The sequence below is a fragment of the Caulobacter sp. RHG1 genome, from assembly GCF_013181195.1.
In the GTDB taxonomy this organism is placed as follows: Bacteria; Pseudomonadota; Alphaproteobacteria; order Caulobacterales; family Caulobacteraceae; genus Caulobacter.
Genome location: NZ_SMZP01000002.1, coordinates 637,284 through 649,443 on the forward strand (window position 1 = coordinate 637,284; position 12,160 = coordinate 649,443).

Consider the following 12,160-nt stretch of genomic DNA (forward strand, 5'->3'; position numbering starts at 1 on the left):
GCCCCATCGCTGTTCGCGCCGCAATGAAACGGCGTTGCAATGATCCGTCAACATGGTTTTGCAATAGCGTTGCGTTTTATGCCTTTGCCATGGGCGCACGCGGAGACACCCGCGCCGACCGCCGTCGGCGCGCAAAGGCTCTGAGGATATGGGGTTTCGGCTCTGCGCGAACGGCGACGCCGCCCGCGCCGACGGGTTAGGCCGCGCCCTTGGCCTTGGCGCTGGCGGCCTTCTTCGTCGCCGGCTTCGACGCGGCCTCTTCCGTCGACGACGCATAGGGACGCCCGCCCAGCTGGTGGGTAAGGTCGTGGCTGACCTTCAGCAGCAGGGGCGCGACCACCTTGGCCCGCTCGGGATTGAGGCGCGACTCAGGCCCCGACAGGGTCAGGGCGCCCAAAAGCTGCTGGTCCATGCCAAAAACCGGAACCGACAGAGAGGCCACGTGCGGCGTGGTCACGCCGGCGGTATAGAACGGCAGCGGCCCAGGCGGGGTGGGGTTAGCCCGCGCGAAGTGCTTGAGCACCATGGCCGAAGACGACTGGTCCATCTGCCGCTTGGCGCCAGGCTGGATCTCAAGGCGCAGGCGCGACGGCGAGTTGAAGCGGAACAGGCAACGGCGCTCGTCGTTCTCCCGCACCCAGAAGGTGGCTGTCTCCTCAGTCTCTTCGGCGAGATATTCCAGGAGCGGCTCGATCACGCGGCCCAGGTCCTGGGATTCGCCATAGACCGCCGCAAGCCGGACGATCTCGCCGCCCAGCGCGTAGGAGCCTTCCAGCGTCCGCGACAGGAAGCCATAGCGCTGCAGCGACACCGCCAGGCGCATGATCGTGCTCTTCACCAGGCCGGTGCGCTCGGCCAGTTCAGCCAGCTCCAGCGCGCCATCGCCGGCCCGGAAGGCGGCGAGGACCTGCAGCGTCCGCTCGGCAGAGGCGACGCCTTCCAGGGAGGGACGCGGACTGACCTTCTTGGCCATGTTCAACTCCGACACGGTGACGCGCTGCCACCGCCAAGGTCGAACTAAGTATGCGGTTCGCCCAAGTTTTCAAAGCTGCGACTGCGGAAAATGAAACGCATGTCGCGCCCCGCCCCCTCCCGCGGACAAGGGCCATTGCGCGCCACCCCCGTCTTGCGCAGATTGACGAATACAACGGCATTCCATTTTCTATCGAAATAGGTCATCCTCATTGTGAAACGGCGTTGCAATTTTAAAATTGCCGCCCTATCCCAAGAAAAAGTCGCCCGGCTTCGGTCCGCGGCGGGAGGAACACGAGGACCTTATGACCATAGGATTTCGGGTGTGCCGGCGTGAGCGCCGCGTGGATGCGGCGACCGCGGAGAAGTTCGCGCAACTGCCGGCCTCGGTCGTCAGCGACGTCATGGGCCGCATGTTCTCGGGCGGACCCCGCCTGCGGCCGATGCACAAGTCCGGCGTGATGTCGGGCCCTGCCCTGACCGTCCTGACCCGCCCCGGCGACAATCTGATGCTGCACAAGGCGATCGATATCGCCGAGCCGGGCGACATCATCGTCGTCGACGCCGGCGGCGACCTGACCAACGCGCTGATCGGCGAGCTGATGGTGGCCCATGCCGCCAAGCGCGGCGTCGGCGGCATCATCATCAACGGCGCCGTGCGCGACATCGCCAACCTCAGCGCCGGGACCTTCCCGATCTTCGCCGCCGGCGTCACGCACCGCGGCCCCTACAAGGACGGCCCTGGCGAGATCAACGTGCCGGTGTCCCTGGACGGCATGGTCATCCAGCCGGGCGACCTGATCCTGGGCGACGAGGATGGCCTGGTCTGCGTGCCGTTCGACACCGTCGAGAGCGTCTACGAGAAGGCCAGCGCCAAGAACGACGCCGAGCTGGCGCAGATGGACAAGATCCACGCCGGCACCAACGACCGCACCTGGGTCGACGCGACGCTGCGCAAGCTCGGCTGCGAAGGCGTCTGACCCATGACCCGCACAGTACTGGTCGCCGGCCCCCCGCTGGCCGCCGAGGCGCAGGCCTTCGCACAGGAACAGGGCGTGCGCTGCGAGGCGATGGAAGCCTATTCGGACGCAGCCACGATCGCCCGGCGATGCGCGGAGCTTCAGCCCGACGCGCTGATCGTGCGGATGGGCAAGATCACCGAGGAGATCATCGACGCCTCGAAGGCGCTGCGGGTGATCGTCAAGCACGGGGTCGGCTACGACAACATCGACCTGGAGGCCGCCAACCGGCGCGGCATCCCCGTGCTGATCGCGCGGGGGACCAACGCCCAGTCGGTCGCCGAACTGGCCTTCGCGCTGATGTTCAGCGTGGCCCGCTCCACGCCCTGGCTGGACGCCCGCACGCGCTCGGGCCACTGGGACAAGGCTCAGCACACCGGCATCGAGCTGATGGGCAAGTCCCTGGGCGTCGTCGGCCTGGGCAGCATCGGCCTGGCCTTGGCCCGGATGGTCGCGCCGCTGAACATCAAGGTGCGGATCTTCGACCCTTACCTCAAGGGTGAGGTGGGCCTGGCCGACGCCGAGGTGGTCGACGACCTGCACGAGTTGATCCGTCGCAGCGACATCCTCAGCCTGCACTGCCCGCTGACCGAGGCGACCCGCAACCTGATCGGCGCCAGGGAGCTGGAGCTTCTGGGTCCGCGCGGCATCCTGATCAACACCGCCCGTGGCGGCCTGATCGACGAGGGCGCGCTGTTCGAGGCCCTGGCGACCCATCGTATCGCAGGCGCGGGCCTGGACACCTTCGCCCAGGAGCCGCCCCCCAAGGACAGCCCCCTGTGGACGCTGCCCAACCTGGTGGCCACGCCGCATGTCGGGGCCAACACCCACGAGTCCCGCGCCCGGGTCGGGGTGCGAACCCTGGAGCTGGCGCTGGAAGTGCTGGAGGGGAAGCTCTCCGATCCGGGGAGCGTCGTGAACGCCCAGGCCCTCGCGACGGCCTGAAGACCCCAAAACAGCCTAAGAACAAGAACACGGGCGAGGAAGAAACAACAATGTCTGTCACCCAGTCGCTGGAGAAGCGGACGATGCGCAAGGTCACCTTGCGCCTCCTGCCTTTCCTCATGCTTTGCTACCTGTTCGCGCTGATCGACCGCTCGAACGTCGGCATGGCCGCCCTGCAGATGAACGAGGACCTGGGGTTCACCAAAGCCGTCTTCGGCTTCGGGGCCAGCCTGTTCTTCTATTCGTATTTCCTGGCCGAAGTGCCCAGCAACCTGGCCCTGCAAAAGGTCGGAGCGCGGCTTTGGATCGCCCGGATCATGATCACCTGGGGCATCATTTCGGCGGGCATGGCGCTGGTCCATGACGTGCGCAGCTTCTACATCGGCCGCTTCCTGCTGGGCGCGGCCGAGGCTGGGTTCTTCCCGGGCGTCATCCTGTACCTGACCTACTGGCTGCCGCCGGCCTATCGCGGACGGATCATGGCGACCTTCGCCATCGCTATCCCCGCCGCCAGCTTCATCGGCTCGCCGCTGTCGGGCGCGCTTCTGGCCATGGACGGCATCGGCGGCCTGCACGGCTGGCAGTGGCTGTTCATCATCGAGGGTCTGCCCGCCTCGCTGCTGGGGATCGCCTGCCTGTTCGTCCTGACCAACCGTCCGGCGGAAGCCAAGTGGCTGAGCGACGAGGAACGCGCCTGGCTGGTCAACAAGCTGGCCGAAGGCGCGCCGCAACAGAACCTGGCCAAGAAGGAGACCGCCTGGGGCCTGCTGACCGATGCGCGCTTCTGGGCCATGGCCCTGGCCTGCGCCAGCGCCTCGGCCGCCGGCTCGGTGCTGGGCGTCTGGCAGCCGCAGCTGCTGAAGTCCTTCGGCCTGACCGACATGCAGACCGGCCTGGTCAACTCCATCCCCTACGGCCTGGCCGCGGCGCTGATGGTGTTCTGGGGCCTCAACTCGGACCGCACCGGCGAGCGCCGCTGGCACACGGCGCTGTCGCTGCTGCTGATCGCGGTCGCCGTCGGCATGTCGTTCTTCACCAAGGCGTTCATCCCGACGGTGGCCCTGCTCAGCCTGGTGTTGATCGGCACCTACAGCTTCAAGGGTCCGTTCTGGAGCCTGGTCTCAGGATGGATGTCGCCAGCCCGCGCGGCCGCCGGCATCGCCGCCATCAACGCCCTGGCCAACCTCGTCGGCGGCGGGATCATGGTCAATGTCTACGGGCACATCCAGGACGCCACCGGCAGCTACGCCCTGGCCCTGCTGCCGCTGGCCGCCCTGACCATCGTCGCCGCCACCACGCTGCTGCTGCTCAGCCGCGCCAAGCCGGCGCCCCGCGCGATCCAGCCCTGAGAGTTCGCGCTCCAAGAACAACGAAAAGAGGGAGAGACACCATGAAGATCACCAAACGAACGGGCGCGGCGGTCATCGCCGCCGCGCTGGCGGGACTGGCCGGCGCGGCCGCCGCTCAAGTCGCCGCCGACGCCAAGCGTCCACCGATCCCGGCCTCGCGCCTGGGCCAGGTCACGCCCGGCAAGGAGAACACCCCCAACGGCGGCCGTCCCGAGATCCACGACATCGCCGAGATGCGCCAGGTGGGCGGCTACAAGTCGCCGGGCGGCGTGGCCTATTCCGACCTTGCCGCCGAGGCCGGCGGCAAGCTGTGGCCGGTGACCCTGTACTATCGCTGCAAGAACACGCCCGGCGGCACCAGCATCCCGGCCAAGCCGCCCCAGCCGATCGAAGTGTTCGACGGCGTCTATTCGATCGGCACCGACGCCAACAACATCTGGGCCATCAAGACCTCGGACGGCGTGATCCTGATCGACGCCCTGACCACCGAGGCCGACGCCAAGGAATTCATCGTCGGCGGCCTGGCCAAGTTCGGCCTCAGCCCCAAAGACATCAAGCTGGCGCTGATCACCCACGCCCATGGCGACCACACCGGCGGCGTGCCCTACCTGCGGTCGCTGAACCCCGACATGAAGGTCGGCATGGGTGAGCTGGACTGGCACGCCCTGCCCAAGGGCCCCAACGACGTGACCCTGACCGACGGCCAGAAGATCACGCTGGGCGACTTCACGATCACGACCATCGTCACGACAGGCCACACGGCCGGCACGGTGTCGTTCGTGTTTCCGGTCAAGGACAAGGGCGTTCCGCACATGGCCTCGCTGTACGGCGGCCAGGGCTCGCCCAGCGACGTGCCGTCGCTGCTCAACTTCCGCCAGTCGCTGAACCACTTCGCCGACTTCACCGACCTGGTGCAGGCCGACGTCGTTCTGTCCAACCACACGGTCGGCGACGACGGCCTGACCCGCGTGGCGCAGTTGGCGACACGCAAGCCCGGCCAACCCAATCCCTATGTCGTCGGCCGTGAAGGCGTGATCCGCTACGACGCCGAATGGCGCGCCTGCCTCAGCGCCGACATCGCCGAACGGGTCAGCGAAGGCGCGACCTACGACCCGCTGAAGGTCGGCATCCCGATCACCGCCCCGCCGCGCCGCCAGGCGCCGTAGGACGCTCGATCCGAGGCCGGCGTTCGGCGCGACCGCCGCCGTTCGTCAGTCCTCGCATCACCCGATCTTTTCAAAGGGCCGCTGATCTCAGTGGCCCTTCTTTTTGGTCCCTGCTGCGCCCGCCCCTGACGCGAACGAACCGCGCGATTTGTTGCGGAATTGAAAAAAATAGAACGTCGTTGCGTTTTTTAGATTCGTTGCTTACCAAGGTTGCGGGCTCAGTCGCTCCACCCACGAAGAGGGGTGAGCGGCGCTCCGCGAAGCGGCCCGTGGGAGGAAACAGCGGCGGTCAGCGGACACCGCCCCATTCGGGAATTGGGACGCGTAATGTCGAACGACACTCAGCAAGTTGACGTGGGCCGTCGTGGCCTGCTCCGCGGCGCCAGCCTGATCGGCGCCGCCACTCTGGCCACGCCCGCGATCGCTCTGGCGCAGTCGGCCGCAAAGCCTGGTCTGTGCACGGCCGGATCATTGCCTTCAGACCTGGCCACGCCGCCCAAGCCGGCGGGTCTGGACAAGGGCGACCTGCTCGATAACCGCTATCGCATCACCTACGAGCGCTCGGTCCCGGCAGCCATCACCGTGCTGACCCAGCACTTCGCCGCGCTCAGCGCCCGCGACCTGGGCGGCATCGCCGACACCCTGCACTTCCCCTTCGCGGTGCATGAGCAGTTCTCGATCCGCATGCCGGTCGTGGTGAAGACCCGCGAGCAGTTCATGGCCACCCCGCCGGCCTCGGTCGGCGTCACGCTCAAGCCGGTGCGCTTCGGCCCGCAGGACAGCTGGCTGCGCCCCGGCCTCTACGATGTCCTGGTCGGGCTGGAGGTCCTGCACTTCGACCCGGTGATGTGCAGCGCCTCGATGGTCTATGACCGCTACGACGAGAACGGCAAGCTCGTGCACCGGTGCGAAGGCGTCTACCTGGTCACCAACAACGACGGCCGCTGGGCCATCCAGCTGTTCTCGACGATCTTCACCCCCGCCCAGGATATCGGCGTGGAGTGGCCGGACGCCCTGGCCATCGCCTTCCGCCCGCGGATGAACCACGTGCTGGGCATCTGGGACGACGACTACGACATCCTGCCGGGCATGGCGTCGCACAACAGCTATCCCCGCGTGAACGTCATCGGCGGCGGCATCGTCAACATGACCGACACGGCCACCCAGGATCCGATGCGGCCCTATTCGGCCAAGGGCGTGGCCACGCGCCTGCGCATCACCGAGACGGCGCCGGCGCAACCGCCCATGCCGCGCGCCGCTCCCGGCAAGACCCGCTGGGACTCGGTGCAGGAAGGCTTCCAGGACATCAACAAGGGCGAACGCGGCGGCTCCACCACCAAGATGCGCGACGCCCGGGTGCTGCACCACAACGCCAACAAGATCCACCTGATCAGCGGCGTCGAGCGCTGGAACACCAGCGGCGAGGAGCTGAGCGTCACCCAGCAGGTGCAGGTCGTCTCGTACAAGAAGGGCTTCTGGGCCCGCGATCTCGACTTTGGCTACTTCAACACCCACGCGCGCATCAACGACCTGCCGGAACTGAAATAGCGCGCCGTCCACATCGCTCCGCCCCGCTCTTGAAACTCCGCCGAGGAGGGCTCGTCATGGCCAGCCGCGAACGTCGCCTGCTCAACATATGGGACGACACCGTCGACCTCCCCGCGCTGCTGGTCAGCGTGGCGGGCGGCGCCGCGCTGGGCCTGGCGGCCTACAAGCTCGCCCTCGCGGCGTTGATGGCGCGCCAGGGCGAGACGGCCGCGTCCCTCATCAAGGCCTATGCCTTGCTGGGGGGCGTGGGCGGCTGCGTCCTGGCCGCTGTGCTGGTTGGCCTGGTCGTCAAGCCCAAGCGGATCGTGGAGACCGCGCAGGCCAGCGCCGCCGACCAGATCGACCTCCTCGCCTCGCTCGGGGCAGATCCGGACGAAGAGCGCCGCGCGCTCGAGACCACGCCGCCCAAGGTCATCGCCGAAATGCAGCAATTGAAGATCCACGACCTGTTCGTGGCGTTCTCGCGCGGCTCGGACGCGCCCAAGCCATGAGCGTCGATCTCGTCCAGAGCCTCGCCTGGTGCCTGGGAGCGGCGTCCCTGGCCACGCTGATGTTCATCATCATCGGCCTGATCCCCGGCACCTCGGAGACCGCCACCATCGCCCCGGCCACGCTCGTGGTGGTGCTGCTGGGCTGCCCGCCTGAGGCCACCTTGAGCTTCTGTCTGGCGGCGGTGGCCACCAAGCACCTGGTCCACGCCGTGCCGACCGCCATACTGGGCCTGCCCGGCGACAACATGGCGATCCCGATGCTGGAGCCCAGCGCCAAGCTTCGGGCCCTGGGCCTGCCGCACGTAGCGCTGCAGAAGATGGTCTCGGGCGGCGTCGTGGCCCTGTTGCTATCGGTGCCGATCTCCGTCGGCTTCGCCACGCTGCTGGCTCCGTTCGGTGCGTTCGTGAAGTCGTGGGTCGGCCCGATCTTCGCCGTGGTCGGCCTGGCCCTGGCCTTCACCTCGCCCGGCCGCTGGGCCAGCGTCGCCCTGTTCCTGCCCTATGGCGTGATCATGCAGGCGCTGAACGGCGCGGCGGTGAAGGTCAATGGCGGTCCTGGTCTGACGATCAGCTTCATGCTGGGCATGGCGCTGGGCCCGATGTTCGTAGATCTGCTGATGGCGCTGTCACCGACGGCGAGAGCTCGCCTGACCGTCGACGGCCCGCGCCGCATCTGGCTGGCGCCGGAGGCCAAGATGTGGTCCGGCCGCCTGCCTACGCCATGGAGCGTCCTGACCGTCAGACAGCTGCTCTATGTGCTGCTGTCGACCATCGTCTCGGCAGTGACCTTCACCTTCACGGCGATCGGCATGACCTTCCTGGTCGGCAGCGTCACCCAGGCGCGGGTCAAGGGCCTCTACAACAAGCTGACCACCAGCCTCAGCACGATGAATGCGACCTCGGAGAGCACCTACATCGCCGAGATCCTGGTGCCGCTGGTCGCCTTCGGCCTCCCGCTCAGCCCGATCGCCCTGACGGTGGCCTTGCCGCTGTTCAACGCGCCGCCGGTCTATGGAACCGCGCCCGTCAACAACATCCACACCCTGCTGACACCGCTGCAGGTCGGCGTCTATGGCACGCTGTCGGTCATCGCCGCCTGCGCCCTCACCTATCCGCTGGTCATGCGCTACGCCCGCTCGGCCAGCGCCTGGGTGATGCGCAACGTCGCTCAGGAAGCGGTGCTTGCCATGTTCGCCGGCCTGCTGGTCGTCCTGTCCTTCTACGAGGGCGGCGCGATCGGGGTCGCCGTGGCGGTGAGCGTCGGCATCGCCGGCGGGGCGCTCAACAAGCTGGTCGGCTTCAACATCGCCGCGCAGATGATGTCGTACTTCGCCGCCAGTTGGCTGATGAGCACGCTGTTCGGCGGCGGCTGATGGACCCGCGCTTCGCGATCGTCGGCTGCTACACCACCCCCGACCGCCGCGGCCGGGGCCTGGGGATCGAGGTGTTCGCCCTCGACTCTCCGGGCCCGCGCTGGCGCCACATCGCCACAACGCCGGCGGACAATCCGTCCTACCTCGTCATGGACGCCGCCCAGCGCACGCTCTACGTCGCCCACGGCGCCCTGCCGACCATCAGCGCCTATCGCTTCGACGCCGCCACCGGCGCGCTATCATTGCTGGGCGTCCAGGACGCCGGCGGCGTCAATCCGGTCCACCTGGTCATGACGCCGGACGGTCGGCATCTGCTGGCGGCCAACTACAGCTCCGGAACGCTTGTCGCCCTGCCGATCCTGGCGAACGGCGCCCTGGGGTCCCCGCGCCATCGGCTGCAGCTCGCAGGACGGCCCGGACCGGTCGCCGGCGAACAGAAGGGCCCGCATCCGCACAACATGCCGCTCTCCCCCCGTGGCCGCTGGCTGGTCGTGCCGGACAAGGGCCTGGACAAGATCTTCGTCGTGCAGTTTGCCCCGGACGCTGGCGGCTTCTCGATCGCCACGGAGACCATCGTCGCAGCAGGCTCAGGACCCCGCCACGCGAGGTTCCACCCCACCCTGCCGCGCCTTTACGTCAACCACGAGCTGACCGGCCGGATCGCGACCTATGCCTTCGACGAACGCAACGGCCGCCTCCTCACGATAGGCGAGGTCGCCGGCCTACCTGCCCGCTTCGACGGCTGGAACGCCTCTGGCGACATGGTGATCTCGCCGACGGGACGTCGCCTCTACGTCTCCAACCGTGGCCATGACAGCATCGCCGAGTTCGACATCGACGCCGCGACAGGGAGTCTGGCACCCGCGCGGTGGCGACCTAGCGGCGGGCATTTCCCTCGCTTCCTGGCGCTGTCGCCCGATGGCGGCTTCCTCCATGCGGCCAACCAGGATGGCGGCGTCATCGCACGACACCGTCTGGGCCCGGACGGCGCCCTGGGCGAGATCGACCTGCGGGTGGAGACGGGAAGCCCAGCCTGCATCGTCTTCGCAGGCTGAAGACGCTAGTCCAACGCCTCGCCGTCCGGACGTCGGAGGCACGCGCGACTGACCTTGTCGATGGCGGTCAGGCCCAGCATGGCCAGGTTACGGTCGATCTCGGCGCGTAGCAGATCGATGGCCCTCCCCACACCCGCCACGCCGCCCATGGCCGCGGCGAAGGCGAACGGCCGGCCGACGAAGACGAACTGGGCGCCCAGGGCCAGGGCCTTGAGCACGTCGCCGCCTCGGCGGAAGCCGCTGTCGACCATCACCGGCGTGCGTCCGGCCGCAGCCACGACGCCCGGTAGCGCGACCAGCGGCGCGATCGCGCCGTCCAGCTGGCGGCCACCGTGATTGGACACGATCAAACCATCCGCGCCGGCATCGACGGCCATCCTGGCGTCCTCGGGATGAAGGACCCCCTTGATGATCAGGCGACCTTTCCAATGGGCGCGGATGATCTGGATATGGCGCCAGCTGAGCTGACCGCGCTGGGAGTAGTCGCGCTCGGCCCGCGCCGAGATCACCGGCGCGCCGCGCTCGTGCGAGCTGTTTTCGAAGTGCGGCATGCCGTGGCGAAGCAGGGTCTGCAGGAACACGCCGACCAGCCAGCGCGGTCGCACAAGGCCATCCCAGGCCAGCCGCAGGCTGGGCCGAAGCGGCGTCCGAAAGCCCGCCCGGATGTTGTTTTCCCGATTGCCGCCCACCGCCGTATCGACCGTGACGACCAGGGTCCCGTAGCCGGCCGCCGCGATCCGGTCGAGCATCGGCAGGATCTTGTCGGCGTCGTAGTGCAGATAGGCCTGGAACCAGGCGTCGGGATTGACCGCCACCACGTCTTCCAAGGCGATCAGCGAGGCGCCGCTCATGATGAAAGGGATATTGGCCTTGGCGGCCGCCTCGGCCAGAACGAGATCGCCGCGGTATGAGCTCAACGCGCAGATGCCCATAGGCGCGATGCCGAACGGTGCGCCCCAGGTCTTCCCGAACAGCGGGGTGGAGGTCGAGCGCTTGGAGATCGGACGCAGAACGCGGGTGACGAAGGCCAGCCTGCGGAAAGCCACCCGGTTGGCGTCCAGGGACTGGCTATCCTCGACCCCGCCCCGGATGTACTCGAAGATGGGCCGCGGCAGGCGGCCGCGCGCCGCGATCTCGAAATCATCCAGGGCCAGATACTTGTCGAGGTGAGCGCGCGCCGCAGGCTCTGACTTGCTCATGGAGGCGTCAGAACACGGCGATCGGATTGATCGGCACGCCGGTGGCCGTGGTCACGCGGATGGGCGCGAAATTGACCAGGAACTCCCAGCGCTTGCGCTGCGCCGCCGCGACGGCGAGTTGGCCGAGATCGGCGTTGTCGATCAGGTTCATGCCCAGCGCCACCAGCGCGAAATTGTGGGCCGGCAGATAGTCGTCTTCGTTGGTGATGGTCGTGGTCTTGGGGAACGGCACGACGCTGAGCGCCGACTCGCTGCCCAGCACCGCGATGTCGCGCTGGCGCAGCCACGGCACGACCGAGGCGTCGAGACCGGCGGCCTCCTTGCCCACGCTCCACTTGCCGACCTCGGCCTCGCGCTCCCAACGGCCGGTGCGGATGAACACCGCATCGCCCGAGCCGATCTTGACCCCCGCCATCTTCTCCCAGGCCTCGATGTCCTCGACATAGATCGGCGTGCCGGGCTCGAGATACTTCACGCCCTTCAGGCGGGGGATGTCGACCAGCACGCCGCGGGTGAAGAAGCCTTCCTTGGCCGAAATCACCGATCCCTTGCTCAGCCCCGTCTCCATCGACAGGTGCTCGGCGGCGGTGAAGCCATTGTACATCTTGCCGTCGTACAGGTGATGGCCGAAGGCGTCGAAGTGGGTCAGGTCGTAGCCGTGCGCGGCGATGGTCAGGCTGTCGGTCGAGCCGGTGGTGCGCTTGGGCGGACCGCTCAGCATCTTCTGCTGCACGGGCGTGCGTGGCGCCGCCTGGCCATCCTCTGGAACCGGAACGGCGATGATGTCGCGCTCCAGCGAGACCACGAAGCCGTCCTTGACCAGCGCGGCGGCCTGCTTGCGCTTGGCGGCCGTGATCAGGTTCAGCGTGCCCTTCTGATCGTCCGCGCCCCAGCGCCCCCAGTTCGAATACTGGGTCTTCCACTTGTCGAAGATTTCCTGGGTGACGACATGGTCCTTGGGCGACTGCGCGAACGCCGGGCCGCCGAGGGCCGAGCACAGCAGGATCGCCACGGAGGCGGCGGACTTCATCTGGATCTTCATG

11 protein-coding genes are annotated in these 12,160 nt (G+C 67.8%); 8 read left to right on the forward strand and 3 right to left on the reverse strand.

Annotated features, from left to right (window positions below; all coding sequences use genetic code 11):
- Window positions 1-196 precede the first annotated feature (196 nt).
- A complete protein-coding gene (locus tag E1H18_RS06740; protein ID WP_172265126.1) occupies window positions 197-973 on the reverse strand; it encodes an IclR family transcriptional regulator in 777 nt (258 codons plus the stop codon).
- A 304-nt stretch (window positions 974-1,277) separates the two neighbouring features.
- Between E1H18_RS06740 and E1H18_RS06745 the strand changes: the two genes are divergently transcribed.
- The 8 genes from E1H18_RS06745 (at window position 1,278) to E1H18_RS06780 (ending at window position 9,918) form a co-directional block, all read left to right on the forward strand.
- Entirely contained in the window at window positions 1,278-1,952 is a 675-nt protein-coding gene (locus tag E1H18_RS06745; RefSeq protein ID WP_172265129.1) for an RraA family protein, read from the forward strand.
- 3 nt (window positions 1,953-1,955) lie between these two features.
- Window positions 1,956-2,936: a hydroxyacid dehydrogenase gene (locus tag E1H18_RS06750; RefSeq protein ID WP_172265132.1), complete on the forward strand. Its 981-nt coding sequence runs from the start codon at window positions 1,956-1,958 to the stop codon at window positions 2,934-2,936.
- A 50-nt stretch (window positions 2,937-2,986) separates the two neighbouring features.
- On the forward strand, window positions 2,987-4,285 hold the full coding sequence (locus tag E1H18_RS06755; RefSeq protein ID WP_172265135.1) for an MFS transporter: 1,299 nt from the start codon (window positions 2,987-2,989) through the stop codon (window positions 4,283-4,285).
- Between the two features lie 41 nt (window positions 4,286-4,326).
- Entirely contained in the window at window positions 4,327-5,451 is a 1,125-nt protein-coding gene (locus tag E1H18_RS06760; protein WP_172265138.1) for an MBL fold metallo-hydrolase, read from the forward strand.
- Between the two features lie 327 nt (window positions 5,452-5,778).
- Window positions 5,779-6,999: a hypothetical protein gene (locus E1H18_RS06765; RefSeq protein WP_172265141.1), complete on the forward strand. Its 1,221-nt coding sequence runs from the start codon at window positions 5,779-5,781 to the stop codon at window positions 6,997-6,999.
- 56 nt (window positions 7,000-7,055) lie between these two features.
- Window positions 7,056-7,490, forward strand: a complete 435-nt coding sequence (locus E1H18_RS06770) for a hypothetical protein (RefSeq protein ID WP_172265144.1) — start codon at window positions 7,056-7,058, stop codon at window positions 7,488-7,490.
- Entirely contained in the window at window positions 7,487-8,863 is a 1,377-nt protein-coding gene (locus E1H18_RS06775) for a tripartite tricarboxylate transporter permease (protein WP_172265147.1), read from the forward strand. Before E1H18_RS06770 ends, E1H18_RS06775 begins: the two co-directional genes overlap by 4 nt.
- Window positions 8,863-9,918: a lactonase family protein gene (locus tag E1H18_RS06780; RefSeq protein WP_172265149.1), complete on the forward strand. Its 1,056-nt coding sequence runs from the start codon at window positions 8,863-8,865 to the stop codon at window positions 9,916-9,918. The genes E1H18_RS06775 and E1H18_RS06780 overlap by 1 nt, the downstream gene beginning before the upstream one ends.
- Before the next feature lie 5 nt (window positions 9,919-9,923).
- Here the strand turns inward: E1H18_RS06780 and E1H18_RS06785 are convergent, their stop codons facing one another.
- Together E1H18_RS06785 and E1H18_RS06790 are read right to left on the reverse strand one after the other, a co-directional pair.
- Window positions 9,924-11,117 carry an alpha-hydroxy acid oxidase gene (locus E1H18_RS06785; protein WP_172265151.1) on the reverse strand — a complete coding sequence of 398 codons (1,194 nt, stop codon included), beginning with the start codon at window positions 11,115-11,117 and terminating at the stop codon, window positions 9,924-9,926.
- A gap of 7 nt (window positions 11,118-11,124) precedes the next feature.
- Complete coding sequence (locus E1H18_RS06790) at window positions 11,125-12,159, reverse strand: cyclase family protein (RefSeq protein ID WP_206679033.1); 1,035 nt, start codon at window positions 12,157-12,159, stop codon at window positions 11,125-11,127.
- Between the last annotated feature and the right edge of the window lies 1 nt (window position 12,160).